We start from the raw sequence: 22,193 nt of genomic DNA, 5'->3' as shown, positions 1-22,193 counted from the left end.
ACTGCCTTCTTAGTTCTCAACAACTTTGTCAAAGTGTAAAACTTTGACAAAGTTTGATTATGTATTATTAAAAAACCTGACTCGCGATCTGGCGGATATTCTCAGATTTTCCCATTGAATAATAATGTAAAAACGGAACTCCTGCTGCTTTTAATTCTAATGACTGTTGAATCGCCCATTCGATTCCAACTTGTTTAATTTCAGCATTGTTTTTGCATTTATCAACGGCATCAATTAAATCTTCCGGCAGATCAATTCTGAAAATCTGCGGCAAAATTTGTAAATGTCTCTGGACAGCGATTGGTTTTATCCCTGGAATAATCGGAATTGTAATTCCCATTTCTCTGGCTTTTGCTACAAAATTAAAATATTTAGCATTGTCAAAAAACATTTGTGTTACCACATAATCTGCTCCCGCATCTACTTTTTCTTTTAATCTCTTTAAATCCGACTGTAAAGATGGCGACTCTAAATGCTTTTCAGGATAACCTGCAACACCAATACAAAAATCGGCTTTATTGTCGATATCCATCACTTCATGCAGATATTTTCCGCAGTTTAAATCATTGATTTGTCTTACTAAATCAATCGCAAATTTATTTCCTCCTGCTTTAGGCACGAAAGATTGTTCATCTTTCATGGCGTCGCCTCGAAGTGCCATTACATTGTTGATCCCCAAATACTGACAATCAACGAGCATATATTCGGTTTCTTCCTGCGTGAAACCGCCACAAAGCAAATGTGGCACGGTATCTACATTGTATTTGTGCTTTATAGAAGCACAAATCCCCAGCGTTCCCGGACGCATACGAGTTAATTTTTTATCCAAAAGTCCGTTACCGCGATCAATGTAAATATATTCTTCACGAGAAGTTGTTACATCAATAAAAGGAGGTTTAAACTCCATCAGCGGATCGATATTATCGTATAATTCCTGAATGCTTTTCCCCTTTTGAGGCGGAATAATTTCAAATGAGAATAATGTTTTTCCTTTGGCGTTTTCTATATGCTCTGTTACTTTCATTTTTTTAATTATGGGTTATGATTCTGTTTTTGAATAGTTTGTGTAAAAAATCCGAAATCAAAAACTTAAATCAATCTTTTTATTTGTTTCACGTTTCAAGTTGCTGCAGCGAACTTGAAACATGAATCCTGAAACTAAAATAACTTTTCGTTAATCTGCTATATTAGGGTTCAACCATTTCATTGCATAATCAGTCGAAACACTGCGTCGTTTGGCATAATCTACGACCTGATCTTCTTTTATTTTTCCGAGTCCGAAATACCTGCTTTTTGGGTTTCCAAAATAGTACCCTGAAACAGATGAGGCCGGCCACATCGCCATGCTTTCCGTAAGTGTCACTCCAATTTGTTCAGCTACATTTAAAAGCTTCCAAATCGTTGGTTTTTCCAAGTGATCCGGACAAGCTGGATACCCCGGCGCAGGACGAATTCCTTTATAATTTTCTTTAATCAATTCTTCATTTGTTAGAGATTCATCCTGATCATAACCCCAAATTTCTTTACGCACTTTCTCGTGAAGATATTCGGCGAAAGCCTCAGCAAAACGATCGGCAAGCGCTTTTACCATGATCGAGTTATAATCGTCTAAAGCTGCTTCGTATTCTGCTGCCCATTCATCTACACCAAAACCTGTGGTTACGCAAAAAGCTCCCATGTAATCCGTTATACCGTTGTCTTTTGGCAGAATAAAATCGGCTAAAGCAATATTTGGAGCCCCTTTTGTTTTTTGCGACTGCTGGCGAAGCGTTAAGAATTTCTCCAACACTTTTCCGTTTTCATCACGCAATTCAATATCGTCGTCATCAACCTGATTGGCTGGGAAGATTCCGTAAATACCTTTTGCTTTTAATTTTTTCTCAGCCAAAATCACTTTTAGCATAGCCTGAGCATCATTAAACACAGATGTTGCTTGTTCGCCCACAACCTCATCAGTTAAAATTGCAGGATATTTTCCGTACAATTCCCAAGTTTGAAAAAATGGTGTCCAGTCGATATACGGAACTAAAACATCTAGTTCAATCTCGATGGTTTGTGCTCCAATTACTTTTGGTTTAGTCGGTGTATACTCAGACCAGTCCAATTGCAATTTATTTTTACGGGCATCTTCAATACTTAAAAAGTTCTTATCTCTGGAACGATTTAAGAATGTTTCTCTAAAAGAATCATATTCGGCACGAATATCGGCTGCATATATTTTTCGGTTATGATCTAACAGATTTCCTGCCACGGTAACAGCACGCGAAGCATCGTTTACGTGAATTACAGTTTCTCTGTACTGCGGCGCAATTTTCACGGCAGTATGCGCACGAGAAGTTGTTGCACCCCCAATCATAATCGGGATTTTAATATCTTGTTTATCTAATTCTTTGGCCAAATACACCATTTCGTCAAGCGAAGGTGTGATCAGTCCACTTAACCCGATGATATCAACATTATGTTCAATCGCCGCTGCAATAATTTTTTCGGGAGGCACCATAACACCAAGATCTACAATCTCGTAATTGTTACAAGCCAAAACTACCGAAACGATGTTTTTACCAATATCGTGAACGTCACCTTTTACAGTTGCCATCAGGATTTTTCCGTTTCCTTGTTTATCTCCGGCTTGCTTACTTGCTTCGATAAAAGGCAGTAAATAAGCTACTGCTTTTTTCATTACACGAGCCGATTTTACAACCTGCGGCAAGAACATTTTTCCGCTTCCGAATAAATCTCCAACCACGTTCATTCCCGTCATCAAATTAATTTCGATAACTTCGATTGGTTTTGTTGCTGCCAAACGAGCTTCTTCAACATCTTCTTCAATAAAAGCATCAATTCCTTTTACTAAAGAATGCGTAATACGTTCCTGGACCGTTCCGAAACGCCATTCCTGAACCACTTTTTCATCGCTTTTTGCTTCGCCTTTTACATTTTCTGCAAAATCCAAAAGTCGTTCTGTAGCATCGTCGCGTCTATCTAAAATTACGTCTTCAACGTGTTCTAATAAGTCTTTCGGAATATCATCATAAATCGTCAACATTTCGGGATTTACGATTCCCATCGTCATTCCGTTTTTAATCGCGTGGTACAAAAATACCGAGTGCATTGCTTCACGAACAGTATCGTTTCCTCTAAAAGAGAACGAAACGTTACTTACTCCACCGCTGATGTGCGCATGGGGCAGATTCTCGCGAACCCATTTTGTTCCTCTAAAAAAGTCCAAAGCGTTTAAGCGATGTTCTTCCATCCCGGTTGCAACCGGGAAAATATTCAAATCGAAAATAATATCCTGCGGAGGAAAATCTACTTTATTAACCAAAATATCATACGAACGCTGACAGATTTCAACCCTGCGGTCAAAATTATCGGCCTGACCAACTTCGTCAAAAGCCATGATAATCGCCGCGGCTCCGTAACGTTTGATTAATTTGGCGTGGTGAATAAAAGCTTCTTCACCTTCTTTTAACGAAATCGAGTTTACAACGCTTTTTCCTTGTACTACTTTAAGACCTGCTTCAATGATTTCCCACTTCGAACTGTCAATCATAATCGGCACTCTCGAAATATCCGGTTCTGCAGCAATTAAGTTTAGAAATTTAGTCATGGCATTTACGCCATCCAGCATTCCCTCATCCATATTAATATCGATGATCTGTGCTCCTCCTTCTACCTGTTGTCTTGCAATATCAAGTGCCTCGTCATATTTCTCTTCCTTGATTAACCTTAGGAATTTTCTTGAACCTGTTACATTCGTACGTTCTCCAATGTTTACAAAAACACTTTCCGGCGTAATAATCAACGGTTCTAATCCTGATAATACAAGGTCTCTTCTTTTTTCTGTCATTTTCTTTTTAAGTTACTAAGATTCTAAGATGCTTAGATTCTGAGTTTTTTTATTCTCTTTTGTTTCCTGCAAGGTTTTGAAAACTTTGTAGGTATTTATGTTTATTAATTTGGGCGTGTCCCTCCGGGTCGGGCTATCCGTTACAAGTCCTCGCACTTCCTTCGTCAGGCTGTGGGCTTTTCACTCCTATCCCTCACGCAAACTCTATTTCATCAGCCTTTTACCTATAATTTGTTCTTTTTGGAACATTTATTTCCATTTTGAATTTTCTATGTATTTGCATGTTACTCCAGCATCATATTTATAATATTTCACCTTTGTAAAACCTGCATTGACAAGTGAAATAGAATCTGGTTTTAATTCTTCTTTCAAAATGATATAGTGTCCTTTTTCGGGATTATCTAAATCATATTTTACTTTATAAAACTTATTTACAAGATTATAATCAACAATAGAAGCGCCTCCTAAAATCTTTTTTCCGCCAGAATAAAAACAATATCTTAAAAAATGAGATTTACCTGCTTGCTTAATTCTTAATGTAAGCCCTATTGTTTCTCCTTTAAATGTCTTTCTATATTTCTTATTTTCATTTCCTCTGTAATGTGAAAAAAGCATAAATGAAATAAGTACAACTAAAAAAACACTTGCCATGACATATCCAAGCTTATTATTGTGTTCCTCTGTCATTTTCTACTCAAGCATTGGCGCCACTCTTGGTTTATAATCTTTCGCAACCTCAGCCATTAATCGAATATGATCTGGCGTTGTTCCGCAACAGCCACCGATAATATTGATTAAATTATCATCTAAATATTCTTTGATGAAAGCCTGAGTTTGTTCCGGCGTTTCATCGTATTGTCCGAATGCATTTGGCAATCCCGCATTTGGGTGCGCCGACACATTAAAACTTGTATTATGCGCTAATGTTTTTAAATATGGTTTCAGCAAATCGGCTCCAAGAGCGCAATTGAATCCTACACTTAATAACGGAATATGTGAAACTGAAATCAAAAACGCTTCAACAGTCTGCCCAGAAAGTGTTCTTCCTGAAGCATCGGTAATCGTTCCTGAAACCATGATTGGAATATCTAGATTACGTTCTTCTTTTACTTCTTCAATTGCAAAAAGTGCTGCTTTAGCATTTAAGGTATCAAAAATCGTTTCTACTAAAAGTAAATCGCATCCCCCATCCATTAAGGCTTCTGCCTGTTGTTTGTAGGCAATTCTTAAATCGTCAAAGGTTACAGCTCTGTATCCTGGATCGTTTACATCCGGTGACATACTTGCTGTACGGTTTGTCGGGCCAATCGAACCAGCTACAAAACGTGGTTTATCCGGATTTTTTGCGGTAAATTCATCGGCTACTTGTCTTGCTATTTTTGCCGATTCGTAGTTTAACTCGTAAACCAAATCTTCCATGTGATAATCGGCCATACCAATTGTTGTTCCTGAAAAGGTATTGGTTTCTACGATGTCAGCACCTGCGTCAAAATAAGCTGCATGAACATCGCGGATAGCTTGTGGTTGTGTTAAGGATAATAAATCGTTGTTTCCCTTTAATGGATGCGGAAAATCTTTGAAACGTTCACCACGAAAATCTTCTTCCGAGAAATTATAGCGCTGCAACATCGTTCCCATTGCTCCGTCAAGGATTAGGATATTTTTTTTTATTGCTTCCTGAATTGTTATTGCCATCTTGTATTTGCCGCAAAGACGCTAAGGCGCCAAGCTTTTTTAATTATAATTTTGAAGGCTCTATTTAAACCCGACAGTCCCGAAGTCCCGGGATTGAAAACCTGTTGGGTTTAACCTTCTGTTTTTTTTCACATTAATTCCAAAAGTGCACTATTGGCTCATTAGCCCCGATTACTTTACTTAATTTCTATTTTCATAGGAGTTCAATGAACTCCGTTTGAAGTGGAAATTATTTTGCTTTTTTCTTTAAAAAGCAAAATGATTGCAACGAAAAGCGGGAACTATTGAAAGCAAAAATGCGCCAATGATTCGCTCCTGATACAGAATCTGTTTCAGTAAATATTGTATGTTGTCTGGAAAAGTTTTGAGAAATACGAGTAATGTATTTGTGTTATCTATCTTTAATACTGGAAAATGTCGTATAAAGTAGAATTTAGCACCTTCTTTATGGTAAAGGGTTGCTAAGGTTTCATTGGGTCTATCCCTCCGCCTTTCGTGATAACTGACAATAATTTTAAGAACAGTGCAAAGGTATGAAATAGCCTTTCGATTTGCAAATGTTTTTTTTCTAAGGTTCTGAGGTTCTAAGTCGCTAAGTTTTATATTTTTTATTGATTTGCTCCAGGAGAGTATAATGTTTATAGAAAAACAACAAGCACAACACAAAAGCTCCAGAGCTCCAGCGGAGCGAAATATATGTCGCTCCGCTGGAGCTCTTTTGCAAACGAATAATTTCTTTTCTATAAATATTTCATCCCTCCGGGATTCTTCATGTTAATAAAAAAAGCCCAAACAATAAGTTTGAGCTTTCTATATAAAACCTTAGAGCCTTAGCATCTTAGTTCCTCAGAATCTTAGTGACTTAGACGATTGCCTTCACAACCGCTTTTGGAGCTTCTTTACGAGTTCCGTCGAAACCGTCTACTCCAGAAACTGTTGTATATTTCAATACATATTTTTTACCTGGATTAATAATTCCGTATGCTGCCTGACACATTAAAGTTGCTTCATGGAAACCGCAAAGGATTAACTTTAATTTCCCCGGGTAAGTGTTGATATCTCCAATAGCGAAGATTCCCGGAATATTTGTTTGGTAATCTAATGCATTGTTTACTTTAATAGCATTTTTCTCGATTTCTAATCCCCAATCACCTATCGGACCTAATTTTGGTGTTAATCCGAAAAGTGGAATGAAATAGTCACAATCGATTTTACGGTGTGCTCCGTTTTCTTCGATATCTAATGACTCAACATGCTCAGCACCATTGATTCCGATTACTTCTGCAGGCGTAATTAATTTAATTTTTCCAGCTGATTTTAATTCCTGTACTTTTTCTACAGAATCTAAAGCGCCTCTAAATTCATTTCTTCTATGAATTAAAGTTACTTCTGAAGCTACATTTGCTAAGAAAATACTCCAGTCTAGTGCTGAATCTCCTCCTCCTGCAATAACAACTCTTTTATCTCTGAATTTTTCTGGATTTTTGATGAAGTATTTTACTCCTTTATCTTCATAAAACTCGATATCTTCAATAAGTGGTTTACGAGGCTCAAAACTTCCTAATCCTCCAGCTATCGCAATAACCGGTGAATGGAATTTAGTTCCTTTGTTTGAAGTTACAATAAATGTTCCGTCTTCTTGTTTTTCGATCGTTTCTGCACGCTCCCCTAAAGTAAAACCTGGCTCAAATTGTTTGATTTGCTCCATTAATCCATCAACTAAATCTCCGGCTAAAACTTCTGGGAATCCAGGAATATCATAAATTGGTTTTTTTGGATATAACTCTGATAGTTGTCCTCCTGCTTGTGGAAGAGCATCTAAAATGTGGCATTTTAATTTTAACAATCCTGCCTCGAAAACGGCAAATAAACCTGTTGGTCCTGCTCCAATTATAAGTATATCTGTTTTAATCATTATGTTGTTGTTTATAATCATTCTTAATAACGCAAAGAAACGAATAAATCCTTGTACTATCAATGATTTTTATCATTAATTTCTTTCCGAAACTTTTTTACTCTTTATTTTTTAATGAAGAGGTAATCTCATTCATTCTTTTAACCTTTTCTTCGAAATTACCTTTGAGCGTTTTTCGGTATTCATTCAGATTCTCAACCATTTGATTGATATCCTCTGGAATTACTTCTTCAAAAAACTCCCGAAGTCTTTTGGCTGTTGTCGGCGATTTTCCGTTAGTCGAAATGGCAATTTTCACATTTCCTTTTGTTACGATTCCGCCCAAATAATAATCACATAAATCTGGCGTATCGGCTATATTACAAATCAGGTAACGTTTTCTCGCTAAATCGTAAACCTTTTTATTCACTTTTAAATCGTTTGTACAGGCAATTACCATGTGACGCTTTTTAAGCATTTTCTTTTTAAACTTCGATTCCGTCAATTTAATTGAAGGATGCTTTTCGGCTAAAACTTTTATTTCTAAGTGAAAATCCTTTGCCACTACCTCAACATTTGCATTCGGACTCGACTTTAGCAAGAAAGAAAGCTTTTCCAGTCCTACATTTCCTCCGCCCACAATCAGGACATTTAAATTGTGGAGTTTTAGAAATATTGGATATAATTCGTTTTGTTCCATTTTAATTTATTTTCATCCAATCAAAATTAGATGATTTTTATTTTATCAAATTAAATTCAGCCTTTTTTAACCTAATAAATATAATTGCATGCCCCTATCGGGTTAATCCCGAAGCCTCGGGACGACGCTACAATATGGATCGTTCCTACGGAACATTTATTATCGGACGATTTCTTTTGATAGAAATTCTTCGTAAAACCCTTTTAATTTATTGCTTTCACGGACAACTTCTCCTAAAACAATAATGGCTGGCGAACCTAACTCTTTTTGTTTTACAACTTCTAAAATCGAATCGACTGTTCCTACACCAACTTTTTCTTCAGCAGTTGTTCCATTTTGGATGATGGCAACTGGTAAGTTTCCTTTATTCTCTTTTTGAAACAAATCAATTATTTGAGGCAATTTGTGCATTCCCATCAAGATCACAACGGTTGCAGAAGACTGCGCTGCCAAAGCTACATCTGCAGATAATTTTCTATCAGAAGTTGTTCCGGTAATCGCCCAAAAGCTTTCTGAAACGCCGCGTTTTGTAATTGAAATTCCCTGACTAGCTGGAACGGCAACGACAGATGAAATTCCGGGAACAACTATGGTTTCGATTCCGAAGCTTTCTGCAAAATCTACCTCTTCGCTTCCTCTTCCAAAAATAAACGGATCTCCGCCTTTTAATCGAACTACATTTCCGTAAGTCAATGCATTATCAACAATCAATTGATTAATTTGATCCTGCGTATAAGCATGATTTCCGATTCTTTTCCCAACAAAAATCCTGATTGCATTTTTTGGTGCATAATCCAGAATTTCTTCACTGGCCAAAGCATCATATAAAACTACATTTGCTTCAGCCAATGCTTTTACAGCTTTGAGCGTAAGTAAATCCGGATCACCAGGACCTGCACCAACTAAAGTTATTTTGGGTTTTATATTAAGCATTTGCTAATTCTTGTGCTCTGAATGTTTCGATTTTATCAAAGAAAACTACTGCCTGAGCAATGTAATCTTTAGCGAAAGCTTCAGATGGTTCGTTTTTATTGATTTGGTAAACCAAGTCTTTAAAAGTTGAGTTTAATTCGATTTTGTTGTTTTCGATAAAAACAGTGTCAAACAAATCAACGATTCCTGCGTGGTGATTTGTTTTTTGATTTTCTGCCAATAACAAAGCTTTTGCTCCGTTTACAAATCCTGCATAAGCATGATAGATTGCATCTGACCATTTTTTCTCGTCGAAAGATTCCTGAGCAAGGATCAATTTCTCTTTAGCTTCAAACAATAATGTCGCTACTAAATCGATCACAACACCGGCACATTCTCCAACTCCTACTGCTTTTACATAATTGTCTGCGTTACCCCAATCTACAAAATCAGCTTCAGTTAGATTGGTTACATCTGCGAAAGGTTTTAAGATTTCATAGAAATATTTCTCTCCTTTTGCATCGTAATAATTCAAGAATTTTTCTCCGTTTGCATTGGCATCAAAATCATTTAAGATTGTACGTAATGCGTCCGGTCCTCTACGGCTTGGAATTTTAATTACTTTATCGGCAAAACGTCCAACTCCATTTCCTAATCTTCCTCCGCCTAACAAAACCTGTAAAGCAGGCGCAACTAATTTCCCTGAATTGATTGACATTCCCTGAAATCCAATTGCAGACATATTGTGCTGTCCGCAGGCATTCATACAACCCGAAATTTTAATTTCAATTTCACGGTTATTTAAATACTGAGGATATTCGGCGGTTAAAACTCTTTCTAACTCTTCTGCAATACCGGTACTACTTGCAATCCCCAAATTACAAGTATCAGTACCCGGACATGCCGTAATATCTCCTGTAGAATTATATCCTAACTGAACGAAATCCAATTTGGCTAATTCCTGATAAAAGAAAGGTAAATTCTCTTCTTTTACGTGTCGTATTACAATATTTTGGCGCAATGAAAAGCGTAATTCATTTGCTGCGTAATTTTTAATTAAAGCGGCTAATAATCGTGCTTTATCGGTATAAAAATCTCCTAATAAAACTTTGATTCCAATGGCATAATAACCTTCTTGTTTCTGTTTGATTACATTCGATTTCTTCCAGGCTTCATAAGCCGCAGTATCTTCAATTGTAACTTGTGGAGCTTGCAATAATGGCTCAGTAATCGAGCCTTCAAAAGCTGTTGTATCTATTTCGTATGTTTCAAAAGCGATGGCTTTTTTCTCTTTTTCTACCAAATCAAGAAAAACATCTTTTCCGATTTCTTTGATTAAGAATTTCATACGCGCTTTCATTCTTTTGGCACGCTCGCCATATCTGTCGAAAATACGGATGATTCCTTCTGCTGTTGGAATGATTTCGTTTACAGGAACAAATTCCGAAAGTAATTCAGCATGTGCCGGCTGAGATCCTAAACCTCCTCCAAAAAGAATTTTAAAACCTTTTTGTCCGTCTTTGATTTTTGGAATAAATCCTAAATCGTGCAAATAACTCAAAGCGGTATCTTCGTCTGAAGAAGAAAACGAAATTTTGAATTTACGTCCCATTTCCTGACAAATTGGGTTTCTCAATAGATATTGAAACATCCCGTGCGCATAAGGCGAAACATCAAATGGTTCGTTTACGTCTACACCCGCTAATTCACTTCCTGTAATATTTCTAACGGTGTTTCCACAAGCTTCACGAAGTGTAATATCATCTTTAGCCAGATCTGCCCAAAGCTCAGGTGTTCTGTCTAGACTTACGTAGTGAATCTGGATATCCTGACGTGTTGTAATATGCAAACGTCCTGTAGAATATTCATCAGAAACCTGCGTGATACGCACTAATTGCTCACTGGTAACTTTACCATAAGGCAGTTTAATACGAATCATTTGTACGCCTTCCTGACGCTGTCCGTAGATTCCGCGCGCTAAACGAAGACTGCGAAAACGCTCATCATCAATTTTTCCTCCACGGAATAAATGAATCTTTTTTTCTAATTCGATAATCTCTCTTTGAACTACCGGATTTTCTATTTCTGTTCTAAAACTTTCCATTTCTTTTACGCTTTAGGCTTTAGGCTATACGCTTTAAGCTTTATTAACTTTGTGTTTTTTTTGCTTTAGGCATTAAGCAATAAGCTTTAAGCTCTTGCATACCTTTTTATACATCTTTTGCTAAAAGCTTATTGCCTATAGCTTAAAGCTTACAGCAGGTTTACCTAATAAATCCTACTCCTGCTGTTGTGTTTGTAGCTGTATCAATTAAGATAAAAGCTCCGTTTGATTTGTTTTCGTTGTATGAATCAAAGTATAACGGTTTACTTAATTTGATCGTTACTTCTCCAATTTCGTTGATTGCTAATTGTGAAGCTTCTGTTGTTCCTGAGTAATCTGTAGCAATCGTATTTTTAATGCTTTCTACTTTTGCTAAAACTCTGTTCGTATTGTGTTGTACTAAATATTTTGTTCCCGGAACCAGTTTTTTACTGTCCATCCAGCAAACTGTCGTAGTAATATCTTTTTCAATTTTTGGAAGTTCATCTGATTTTACAATCATGTCACCTCTCGTTACATTGATATCATTTTCTAATTCGATTGTAATTGAAGATCCTGCAACGGCCTCATCGAATGTTTTATCGAAAAAGTGAATTTTAGATACTTTTGATTCTGTTAAAGAAGGAAGAACCGTTACAGCATCTCCAACTTTAATTGAATTTCCGTATAATTTTCCTGCGTAACCTCTAAAATCGTGGTATTCTTCTGTTTTTGGACGAATAACGGTCTGAACCGGGAAACGCGCTTTTCCTGCTTCAAAAACATCTGAAGCATGCAACCCTTCTAAATGTTCTAAAACGGTTTGTCCATCGTACCAAGGCATATTTTCTGATTTATCCACTACGTTTCCACCGTTGATTGCGCTTAACGGAATATAACTTACGTTTTGTTCCTTAAAAGTGCTTTTTGCATTTAATGCCTGGAAATCAGCTTTTATTTTATTGAAAACTTCTTCAGAATAATCCACTAAGTCCATTTTATTAATGGCAACAATTACCTCTTTTACCCTCAATAAATTATTGATGAAGAAGTGACGGTATGTCTGCTCGATTACGCCTTTTCTGGCATCGATTAAAATGATTGAAACCTGAGAAGTCGAAGCTCCAGTAACCATGTTTCTTGTATATTCTACGTGCCCCGGAGTATCGGCAATAATGTAACTTTTCTTTGCAGTCGAAAAATAAATATGTGCAACGTCAATTGTAATTCCTTGTTCTCTTTCTGCTACCAAACCGTCTGTTGCCAAAGAAAAATCAAGATAATCGTATCCTTTTTGTCTGCTGCTTTTTTCGATTGCTTCTATTTTATCAGTTGTCAATGATTTTGTATCATACAATAATCTCCCGATCAAAGTACTTTTTCCGTCATCTACACTTCCTGCTGTTGCTATTTTTAAAACGTCCATTCTAATATTTTTGTTTCAGGTTTAAAGTTTCAGGTTTTGTTTGAAACTTATAATCCGTATGTTTTTTTGATTCTACTTTTTAATTATCAATTGTCAATTATTAATTATCCAATTAAAAATATCCCTGTTGTTTTCTCTTTTCCATTGCAGCTTCAGAACGTTTGTCATCTATTCTGGCTCCTCTTTCAGAAATGGTTGACGATCTGATTTCGCCTACCACTTCTTCGATTGTTGCGGCATAAGATTCAACTGCAGCTGTACAACTCATATCTCCAACGGTTCTGAAACGAACAATTCGTTCTTCGATTTGTTCGTCTTCTTCCTGATACACAAAAGGAGAATGCGACCAGATTAAACCGTCTCTCAAAAAAACTTTTCTTTTATGTGAAAAATAGATTGATGGAATTTCGATTTGTTCTTTTTCGATGTAACTCCAAACATCTAATTCTGTCCAATTTGAAATTGGAAAAACACGAACGTTTTGTCCGTTTTCGATTTTTCCATTTAAAATATCAAACAATTCAGGTCTTTGATTTTTTTCGTCCCATTGACCGAAATCATCACGAACAGAAAAAATACGTTCTTTAGCTCTTGCTTTTTCTTCATCACGACGAGCGCCACCAATACAAGCGTCAAACTTAAATTCTTCAATTGCATCTAAAAGTGTTGTAGTCTGTAAGCTGTTACGGCTTGAATATTTACCAGTTTCTTCAACCACTTTTCCTTCATCAATAGCATCCTGAACATTACGAACGATCAGCTCTAAACCTAATTCTTCTACCAATTTATCTCTGAAAGCAATTGTTTCAGGGAAATTGTGTCCCGTATCAACATGTAAAAGAGGAAACGGAATTTTAGCAGGGAAAAATGCTTTTTGTGCTAAACGTACTAACGTAATAGAATCTTTTCCTCCTGAGAAAAGTAAAACCGGTTTGTCAAACTGTGAAATTACTTCTCTGAAAATGTATATCGCTTCACTCTCTAAAGCGTTTGTTTTTAATACTGAACTCATTGTTTTTTTGTTTGATATTTTTGTTGTGAAAAATTTTGTTTCAGGTTTAAAGTTTCAAGTTTTTCGCCTGATCTAAAATCTCCACTCTTATTCTATTCTTTATGCTCTCTTCAACGGATAAAAAATCTATTATTTTCATCCACATATTCCCCGGATTAAAATCCGGCGCAACAAAATGAATCGTTCCTCCGGAACTTTAAATCTATTTTGTTGTCTCTAGCTTCTTTCTTCTATTACTCTTTCTTAGCGCTGTGCAGACCACACTCTTTATGGCTGGATTCCCACCACCATCTTCCGGCTCTGATATCCTCGCCCGGAAAAATAGCTCTCGTACAAGGTGCACATCCAATACTTACAAAACCTTGTTTGTGTAATGCATTTTGAGGTACATTATTCTCCTGCAGATGATTCTCGACTTCTTCTAAAGTCCATTTTAATAACGGATTGAATTTGATGATTTCGAAATTTCCGTCGTATTCAAACAAATTTAAATCTTGTCTGTTTTCTGACTGCTCGGCTCTTAAACCTGTAATCCACACTGAATTTCCTGCCAAAGCTTTTCGCAATGGAACTACTTTTCGAATAAAGCAGCATTCTTTTCTGTTTTCTACAGAATCGTAAAAGCTGTTTGGTCCTTTTGCTTTTAGTAAATTTTCTACAGCCGCTGCTTCCGGAAAAAAAACTTCAATAGGTCTTTTGTACTTTTTTAATGTTTTATGAAAAACGTCATAAGTTTCCTGAAATAATCTACCGGTGTCTAAAGTAAAAATGGTAATATCAGTATTACTTTTTGCAATAAAATCTGTAATTACCTGATCTTCCTGACCGAAAGACGTGGAAAAAATTACTTTTCCCGGAAATTTTTCTGCTAAAAAAACTAAGGTTTCGTTTAACGAAAAGTCTTTAGTTTTATCTAATAATTCTTGTACAATAATCGCACTCATAATCTCTTTCTCCCTATCTAAAGAATTATAATAATTTAGATAATGTTTTTAAACTCAATAATATAATTAGAACTCCCACTGCAACCATCATTGGTTTTCTTTTAAATTTATTTACCAGATAAGCTGCTAATGGAGCTGCTATTACTCCTCCTAAAATTAATCCTATGATCACCTGCCAGCCGTGAATACCGCCAAAAAGCATAAATGTTATACCACTTGCAAATGAAATCGCAAACTCAGCTGCATTTACAGAACCAATTGTATATCTCGGATTTCTTCCTCTTCCTAATAGTGTTGAAGTCACAATTGGACCCCAGCCACCGCCGCCAACAGAATCCATAAAACCTCCAAAAAGAGCTAAAACACCCAATTTTTTGGTTTTCTTTTTCACAATGCTTTTTTTCAGCGCTTTTTTGATAATAATAACCGCTAAAATAATCATGTAAACTGCAATAAATGGCTTAATTACATCTCCGTTAATAACATCAGACAATAAATAAGCTCCAATAATAGACCCCAAAACTCCTGGAATCAGTAAATGTTTTACCAGTTTTTTATTAATATTTCCAAAACGGTGATGAGAAAGTGCCGATGCTCCGGTTGTAAACATTTCAGAAACGTGAACCGCAGTACTGCTTACAACAGGCGGAACTCCGTAGGCCAATAAAAATGACGTTGAAGTGGCTCCATACCCCATTCCTAAAGTTCCGTCTACCAATTGAGCAAAAACTCCAATGGCAAAAAAGACTAAAAATTCCTGATTAAATCCTGCAATAAAGTTTTCTACAGAAAACTCCGCATAATGATTATAAATCAAAGTTGACAATAAACCTACTAATAAAACAACAGGAATTACAACCCAAAGTTTTTCTTTTATTGACGTATCCGACTTAAAGCCAGCACTATTTATTTTCAGTTCTTTTTCCATACCAGCGATTGAATTTGTTTTCAAAACCTATTACCCTATCGGGTTAATAGATTACTTTGCAAAAATACTACTTATTTATAATAATCAAAACAATATTTTAATTTTTTTAAAGTGCTAATTAGATATCCATTACATTCTAAAAGAGATATTTAAAACTTTAATAGGTTAATTTCACAAATAATAAGATTTTACAATGTATTTAAACAATATAAATGCAAAAAATATTTGCGTATTAAATAGATGTTTTAATCTCTACAAAATCTATAGGATAATTATAAAAATGTCGTATTTTAGCGCCAAATATTTTTTATGGATTTTCAGATTGGTCTTGTAATTGCGGGGTTAGCCGTTGGTTTTATTGTTGGATTAACAGGTGTTGGAGGTGGTTCTTTAATGACTCCTATTTTGTTATACTTTAATATTCCGCCAACAACCGCAGTAGGAACAGATCTGCTTTATGCCGCTTTTACTAAAGCCGGAGGCGTATTTGTACATAATAAAAAAGGAAACATCAACTGGAAAATTACGGGCTGGCTGACATTAGGAAGTGTTCCTGCCGCTTTACTGACTTTATGGATATTAAACAGTATTAAAACAGATATTGAAACCATTAATCACGTAATTAAATACAGTTTAGGATGGGCTTTATTATTTACATCAATTGCCATTATATTTAAAAAGAAACTCCTTGTCTTTTCTCAAAAACATGCAGGAGATAAATTTCACAGCGAAAGCACTACTCAAAATATGCTTACAATTGCAATTGGAGTTTTACTGGGCGCTACTGTAACCTTAACTTCTATTGGTGCCGGCGCTTTAGGAACCGTAACTTTGTTTTTCCTTTATCCACTTTTACCAACGCCTCGTTTGGTGGGAACTGAAATTGCACATGCTGTTCCTTTAACATTAGTTGCCGGAATTGGCCATGCATCTATGGGGAATTTAGATTTAGCGCTATTAGGACAATTATTACTAGGTTCACTTCCAGGAATTTATATCGGAAGCAGTTTAAGCGGAAAAGTACCCGATTTATTTCTAAGAAACGCCATAGCGGTAATGCTCTTTCTAGCCGGATATAAGCTGATTTTTTAAGACCATAAAAACAATGAAACAAAAAATGCCCATTTCAGGAATGTTGAAATGGGCATTTTTTGTTTTAAGTAATCTTTAAAAAGCAATATCTGCCAAAGAATTACTTTCTAATATTTTCAGTGTGTTATCTCTAACTTCGGTCATTAAGCGCCGTGCAGCACAGGTAGATTCGTCATCGCAGTCATCACATTTTTCATAGAAATTATGACTCGCACATGGCAGCAATGCAATTGGACCTTCGAGGATACGATAGACCTTAGCCATGCTGATATCTTTTGGATCTTTTATCAAATAATACCCGCCGCCTTTTCCTTTCTTGGCACCAAGAAATCCGGAATTACGAAGTAATAATAAAATACTTTCCAGAAATTTAATCGAAATATGTTCACTTTTGGCAATTTCGGCAATTTGTACAGGTTCGTTATTTTCTCTCCTGGCTAAATATGTAAGAGCTTTAATTCCGTATTTTGTTTTCTTTGAAAGCACTATCTATAGTTTTAGATTTTAGTCCCGATCCCGAAACCTCGGGACGGGAGCAGATTTTAGATTTTTCTAAAATATACAAACCGCATATTTTTCTGGAACAAAAATAAGCTTTTTAAACGAGAAAAATATCAGATTCAAATTTAAATTCTACCAAATTAGTATAGTTTAACTAATTTACTTCTTTAACGCCTATTAAGCTGAATTCCTCAAATGTTTTTTTCTCTTCTTCTAATCCTTTTTTACTAACAACATAGGTACCTGAAATTGAATCGTGCCAGCCTCTGGAACCTCCTAAAAAAGTAAAAGCATCAAAAGGAATTAAACGACATAAACTTCTTTTAAACGCAGTAGCAATTGTTGGTTTTTCTCCATTTTCATCGACCACAATAGTTCCGGTAATAAACTTTCCTATTGACCTTCCGAAGAATCCTTCCAGCAACGTATAATAAATTACAGATATAACTACAACAATAATATTCCAGCCTAAATCGCCTAAATTATCAACCCATACTCCAAGCTCAGTCATTCCAAACAAAGCAGTAAGAACACCAATTAAAATCCCGATTGCAATTAGGATAATTACAAAAAATATAAGATCAATAATATAATTTAAAAAACGTGCGCCGCTGGACGCTAATATTTTATCATCTAAAACGTAAGTAGAATTGCTCATGGTTAGGTTGTTATAATTATGAATAATTTTGATTCACTGCTCACAAAAATATATTTTTTACCGAAACAATTACCAAAAAGAATGACGATTTTTAACAGTAATAAATTTACAGTGAAAAATCGTCATTTAATATATCTAGAAAATAGATCCCGAAGCCATCAGGACTTAAGTCTAAAATTAAGCAAGTGCTTGTTTCAAGTCAGCGATTACATCTTCTACAGTTTCTAAACCTACAGAAACACGAACTAAACCTTGCGTGATTCCAACAGCCAATTGATCTGCCTCGGATAATTTACTGTGTGTTGTAGAAGCCGGATGCGTAACAATTGATCGTGTATCACCAATATTTGCTGATAATGAACAAAGTTTTATTGAATTCAGGAATTTTCTTCCTGCTTCGATTCCTCCTTTAATTTCAAAAGCAATAATATTTCCGCCCAATTTCATTTGTTTTTTGGCAATTTCATATTGTGGATGCGATTTCAGGAACGGATATTTCACACTGTTTACATTTGGATGGCTTTCTAAAAACTCAGCGACTTTTAAGGCATTTTCGCAGTGTCTCTCAACACGAATTGCCAAAGTCTCCAAACTTTTTGATAAAACCCAGGCATTAAATGGTGATAAAGCCGGACCTGTATTTCTTGAGAACAAATAAATTTGTCTGATTAAATCTTCACTTCCAACAGTCACTCCTCCTAGAACACGACCTTGTCCATCGATTAATTTTGTTGCTGAATGCACAACTAAATGCGCCCCAAATTTAATTGGCTGCTGTAAATACGGCGTTGCAAAACAGTTATCGATAATTAAAATCAGATTGTGCTTTTTAGCGATATCTCCCAACAATTGCAAATCAATAACGTCTACCCCGGGATTTGTAGGTGATTCTGCGTATAATATTTTGGTATTTGGCTTAATGAAACTCTCGATCGTTTCCGGTTTATTAATTTCAAAATAAGATGTTTCGATGTTCCATTTTGGAAAATAAGTCATGAACAAAGCATGCGTAGAACCAAAAACGCTGCTTGCAGAAACGATATGATCTCCTGCATTTAATAAAGCAGCAAATGTTGAATAAACCGCTGCCATTCCGGTTGCGAATGCATAACCTGCTTCAGCTCCTTCCATTTTGCAGATTTTCTCCACAAATTCAGTTGTATTTGGATTGCTGAAACGGCTGTAAATGTTTCTTTCTTTTTCTTCTGTAAAAGAAGCTCTCATATCTTCGGCATCTTCAAAAACAAAACTTGACGATAGGTACAAAGGCACCGAATGTTCTAAATACTGAGATCTTTCTAATTGTGTTCTTATGGCTTGTGTTTCAAAACCAAATTCTTCGTTATTCATTGTGTGTTTTTTGTTTTTTTGTTCAAAGTTCAGGTTTAAAGTTTTTTACATTCAGTAAAAACTTAAATCTTAACTAAAAACGAGTCAATTATTATAGTTAGTTTGAGCATTTTCTAATTCTCAAATTACCCAATTCTCAAATTGACTAATTAACTTTTTCTAATTCTGTGTTGTTTAAAACAACTTTGTAATTGATTGTAGCTGTTGGTTCAATTGTTTTAGAAACGGAGCAGTATTTCTCGAAAGAAAGCTGTGCAGCACGTTGTGCTTTTTCAGGATTAATATCACCTTCTAAGTAAAAAACTACATTGATTTCTTTAAAAGGTGTTGCTTCACCCACTTTTACACGTTCTCCCTCTACCTCAGCATTAAATGAAGTGATTTCCTGGCGTTGTTTCTTTAATATCGAAATCATATCAATAGCACTGCATCCTGCAACGCCCATTAATACAAGTTCCATTGGGCTTGCACCTAAATCGCTTCCGCCAAATTCAGCTCTGCTGTCAACGTCAACTACATGTCCGCGTTCATTTTTTAGTTTAAAATGAAATGCGTCATTTACTCTGTTCAAAGTTACTTTCATTGTGTTGTTATTTTTTTTGTTTTTTATTCTCAATCCAGTCATTTCTATCCCTAGACTTCGGGATCGAAATGACAAGCTAAGCTTAGTAAATCTAAAATCTGCTCCCGTCCCGAGGTTTCGGGATCGGGACTAAAATTCTAAAAATCTAAACTATCCTTTATCCGACAATCTCAAAATATCTCCAAAAACTCCTCTTGCCGTTACCGCAGAACCTGCACCGGCTCCCTGAATAACAATTGGACGATCTCCGTAAGATTCTGTGTAAATTTCAAAGAAAGAATCAGAACCTTTTAAGCCGCCTAGAGCCGTATCTGAAGGAACTGAAACTAATTTTACTTCCAAATTTCCTTTGTCATTTTGTAAATCACCAGACAATTCACCAATGTATCTTAATACATGATTTGGTTTTTGATCGGCTTTTATTTTATCGTAAATTGGGTCGAATTCTTGTAATTTCGTTAAGAAATCAGCAACATTCCCTTCACGTAAATGTTCCGGAATCAGGTTTTGAATTGAGATTTCTTCAAACTCATTCTGCAAATCTAATTCTCTTGCCAAAATCAATAATTTTCTTCCTACGTCGTTACCGCATAAATCCTCACGCGGATCTGGTTCTGTGTATCCATTATCAATTGCTTCTTTCAGAATTTCGCTGAATGGAACATCTTTTGCCGAGAAATTATTGAATAAATAACTCAGCGTTCCAGAGAAAACTCCTTTTATTTTGGTGATGTTTTCACCGGAAAGATGCAGTAATTTGATCGTGTCAATTAGTGGTAAACCTGCTCCAACATTGGTTTCGTATAAATAATTCTTTTGATTTTCTGTCAAAGCCTTTCTTAATTCCTTATAAAAACCATACGTTAAAGTATTCGCAACTTTATTTGAAGAAATCAAATCGAAACTGCTTTCTACAAGCGGAATATAATTTTCTACAAATGATGCACTTGCTGTATTATCAATCGCTATTAAGTTTTCTAAATGATACTCGTTTGCATAAGCGATAATGTCTTTTATTGTGTAAGGCTCACCTTTGCTTTCAATATCATTTTTCCAGCTTGAAGTTACGCCGTTTTTGTTTAAAAGCAATTTTTTAGAATTGGCAATCGCAAAAACATTCAGCTTAACATCTTTGCGCTTCTCAATTGCTGAAGCCGACTCTAAAATTTGATTAATCAAGGTTCCTCCTACTAATCCATGTCCAAAAATAGCAATGTTGATTTTTTTAGAAACTCCAAAAATCTCTCCGTGAATTACGTTTAAAGCTTTGTTTAATTCTTCTTTCTTCACAACTAAACTCACGTTTTTACCCGTAACCGTATTGTTGAATAAAATTGGAACTATTTTGTTTTTAATTAAAGCCGTATATGGTTTATGGAACGTACTTAAATCCTGTCCGATAATTGAAATTACAGACACATTATCTGTTACTGTAATCTGGTTTACATCTTTAGAATAAAAGTCATTTTCGAACTCTTTTTCTAATTCAACCATTGCCAGTGTTGCTTTGTCTTTTGCCACAACAAGACCAATTCCTCTTTCTGAAGAACCTTGCGAAATAATGCTTACGCTGATGTTGTGATCGCCCATTACTTTAAAAATTCGGGCATCGACTCCTGATTTTCCAAGTAATCCGCGTCCTTCAAGGTTTACCAATGAAACATTTTCTAAAACAGAAAGTGTTTTGATTCCTTCTTTAGCAGAATTTGAAGTAATTAATGTTCCGTGGTTTTCGTGATTGAATGTATTTAAAATTCGAAGCGGGATGTTTTTTTCTAACAACGGAATAATCGTTTTAGCGTGCAGAATTGTTGCTCCAAAATTGGCTAATTCATTTGCTTCGTTAAAAGACAAATACTCGATTTTTTTAGCATCGGCAACCAAATCAGGATTTGCCGTGTAGATTCCGTCAACGTGTGTAAAGTTTTGAAGTTCCTCAGCATCCAAATAATTAGCAATTAACGAAGCGGTGTAATTGCTTCCGTTTCTTCCTAAAGTTGTGGTGTCGTTGTTATTGTTTGAACCAATAAAACCAGTAACGATATTTACCGTTTCTCCGTTATGTAATTTGAAATAATTGATTACGTTTTTCTTAGATAATTGTTCTAATGGCTGAGCATCACCAAATTTCGAATCGGTTTTTAGTAATTCTCTTGTATCAACAAAATTGGCAGGAATTCCTTTTTCTACTAAAATTGAAGTCAATAATTTAGCCGAAAGCAATTCGCCTTTAGACAAAATCTGGTCTTTAATTTTATTGCTGTAATCACCAATTAAGCTTACTCCTTCAAAAAGTTTATCTAAAATATTAAATTCTTCAGATAAGTCAACTTGCGGAAAATCTGAAATCTGATAGGCTTTAAAACTTTCTAATAAAGGTTTATAATTACCGTTTTTAGCAGCAATTCTTAAAATATCTTCTAATTCATCTGTCGCATTTCCACGGGCAGAAACGACTACGGCAATTTTCTCGCCTTGATTTACTTTATCAGAAATGATTGAAACTACTTTGTTAAGTCCTTCTCCGTTTGATAATGATTTACCTCCAAATTTTAATATTTTCAT

General features: G+C 35.6%; 18 protein-coding genes and 1 riboswitch. Of the genes, 1 reads left to right on the top strand and 17 read right to left on the bottom strand.

Going from position 1 to position 22,193, the window contains the following annotated elements; all coding sequences use genetic code 11:
• Positions 1 to 67: 67 nt before the first annotated feature.
• From metF to BKM63_RS08505, 12 genes are all read right to left on the bottom strand, one after another.
• Positions 68 to 1,024 (bottom strand): methylenetetrahydrofolate reductase [NAD(P)H], encoded by a 957-nt coding sequence (gene metF, locus BKM63_RS08560; RefSeq protein WP_071636179.1) that lies wholly within the window; start codon positions 1,022 to 1,024, stop codon positions 68 to 70.
• 150 nt (positions 1,025 to 1,174) lie between these two features.
• Positions 1,175 to 3,850 carry a methionine synthase gene (metH, locus tag BKM63_RS08555; protein WP_083572198.1) on the bottom strand — a complete coding sequence of 892 codons (2,676 nt, stop codon included), beginning with the start codon at positions 3,848 to 3,850 and terminating at the stop codon, positions 1,175 to 1,177.
• A 249-nt stretch (positions 3,851 to 4,099) separates the two neighbouring features.
• Positions 4,100 to 4,537 (bottom strand): hypothetical protein, encoded by a 438-nt coding sequence (locus BKM63_RS08550; protein WP_071636178.1) that lies wholly within the window; start codon positions 4,535 to 4,537, stop codon positions 4,100 to 4,102.
• A gap of 3 nt (positions 4,538 to 4,540) precedes the next feature.
• On the bottom strand, positions 4,541 to 5,545 hold the full coding sequence (locus BKM63_RS08545; protein ID WP_071636177.1) for a homocysteine S-methyltransferase family protein: 1,005 nt from the start codon (positions 5,543 to 5,545) through the stop codon (positions 4,541 to 4,543).
• 388 nt (positions 5,546 to 5,933) lie between these two features.
• A riboswitch (SAM riboswitch) is annotated at positions 5,934 to 6,050 on the bottom strand.
• A gap of 357 nt (positions 6,051 to 6,407) precedes the next feature.
• Positions 6,408 to 7,460, bottom strand: coding sequence for an NAD(P)/FAD-dependent oxidoreductase (locus BKM63_RS08540; protein WP_071636176.1), 1,053 nt, complete (start codon positions 7,458 to 7,460; stop codon positions 6,408 to 6,410).
• Between the two features lie 97 nt (positions 7,461 to 7,557).
• Positions 7,558 to 8,139 carry a precorrin-2 dehydrogenase/sirohydrochlorin ferrochelatase family protein gene (locus BKM63_RS08535; protein ID WP_071636175.1) on the bottom strand — a complete coding sequence of 194 codons (582 nt, stop codon included), beginning with the start codon at positions 8,137 to 8,139 and terminating at the stop codon, positions 7,558 to 7,560.
• Positions 8,140 to 8,298: 159 nt separating this feature from the next.
• Positions 8,299 to 9,072 (bottom strand): uroporphyrinogen-III C-methyltransferase, encoded by a 774-nt coding sequence (cobA, locus tag BKM63_RS08530; protein ID WP_071636174.1) that lies wholly within the window; start codon positions 9,070 to 9,072, stop codon positions 8,299 to 8,301.
• On the bottom strand, positions 9,065 to 11,155 hold the full coding sequence (locus tag BKM63_RS08525; RefSeq protein ID WP_071636173.1) for a HEPN domain-containing protein: 2,091 nt from the start codon (positions 11,153 to 11,155) through the stop codon (positions 9,065 to 9,067). Before BKM63_RS08525 ends, cobA begins: the two co-directional genes overlap by 8 nt.
• Before the next feature lie 160 nt (positions 11,156 to 11,315).
• Entirely contained in the window at positions 11,316 to 12,560 is a 1,245-nt protein-coding gene (locus BKM63_RS08520) for a sulfate adenylyltransferase subunit 1 (RefSeq protein WP_071636172.1), read from the bottom strand.
• A 112-nt stretch (positions 12,561 to 12,672) separates the two neighbouring features.
• A complete protein-coding gene (gene cysD / locus BKM63_RS08515; protein WP_057117574.1) occupies positions 12,673 to 13,572 on the bottom strand; it encodes a sulfate adenylyltransferase subunit CysD in 900 nt (299 codons plus the stop codon).
• Positions 13,573 to 13,805: 233 nt separating this feature from the next.
• Entirely contained in the window at positions 13,806 to 14,516 is a 711-nt protein-coding gene (locus BKM63_RS08510) for a phosphoadenylyl-sulfate reductase (RefSeq protein ID WP_071636171.1), read from the bottom strand.
• Positions 14,517 to 14,541: 25 nt separating this feature from the next.
• Positions 14,542 to 15,444 carry a sulfite exporter TauE/SafE family protein gene (locus BKM63_RS08505; RefSeq protein ID WP_071636328.1) on the bottom strand — a complete coding sequence of 301 codons (903 nt, stop codon included), beginning with the start codon at positions 15,442 to 15,444 and terminating at the stop codon, positions 14,542 to 14,544.
• A gap of 309 nt (positions 15,445 to 15,753) precedes the next feature.
• Here BKM63_RS08505 and BKM63_RS08500 point away from each other — a divergent pair, with 309 nt between their 5' ends.
• Complete coding sequence (locus tag BKM63_RS08500) at positions 15,754 to 16,536, top strand: sulfite exporter TauE/SafE family protein (protein ID WP_071636170.1); 783 nt, start codon at positions 15,754 to 15,756, stop codon at positions 16,534 to 16,536.
• Positions 16,537 to 16,611: 75 nt separating this feature from the next.
• Here BKM63_RS08500 and BKM63_RS08495 read toward each other — a convergent pair whose 3' ends face one another.
• From BKM63_RS08495 to thrA, 5 genes are all read right to left on the bottom strand, one after another.
• The gene (locus tag BKM63_RS08495) at positions 16,612 to 17,022 is read right to left on the bottom strand and encodes an RrF2 family transcriptional regulator (RefSeq protein WP_012023576.1); all 411 of its coding nucleotides are present in this window, start codon (positions 17,020 to 17,022) and stop codon (positions 16,612 to 16,614) included.
• 169 nt (positions 17,023 to 17,191) lie between these two features.
• Positions 17,192 to 17,695: an RDD family protein gene (locus BKM63_RS08490; protein ID WP_071636169.1), complete on the bottom strand. Its 504-nt coding sequence runs from the start codon at positions 17,693 to 17,695 to the stop codon at positions 17,192 to 17,194.
• A 177-nt stretch (positions 17,696 to 17,872) separates the two neighbouring features.
• A complete protein-coding gene (locus BKM63_RS08485) occupies positions 17,873 to 19,045 on the bottom strand; it encodes a trans-sulfuration enzyme family protein (protein WP_071636168.1) in 1,173 nt (390 codons plus the stop codon).
• Between the two features lie 145 nt (positions 19,046 to 19,190).
• Complete coding sequence (locus tag BKM63_RS08480) at positions 19,191 to 19,628, bottom strand: OsmC family protein (protein ID WP_071636327.1); 438 nt, start codon at positions 19,626 to 19,628, stop codon at positions 19,191 to 19,193.
• 150 nt (positions 19,629 to 19,778) lie between these two features.
• Entirely contained in the window at positions 19,779 to 22,193 is a 2,415-nt protein-coding gene (thrA, locus tag BKM63_RS08475; protein ID WP_071636167.1) for a bifunctional aspartate kinase/homoserine dehydrogenase I, read from the bottom strand.

The organism is Flavobacterium johnsoniae (assembly GCF_001879205.1).
Classification (GTDB): domain Bacteria; phylum Bacteroidota; class Bacteroidia; order Flavobacteriales; family Flavobacteriaceae; genus Flavobacterium; species Flavobacterium johnsoniae_A.
Note: the sequence above shows the minus strand (reverse complement) of the source record. Positions and strands in the feature narration are given on the sequence as shown.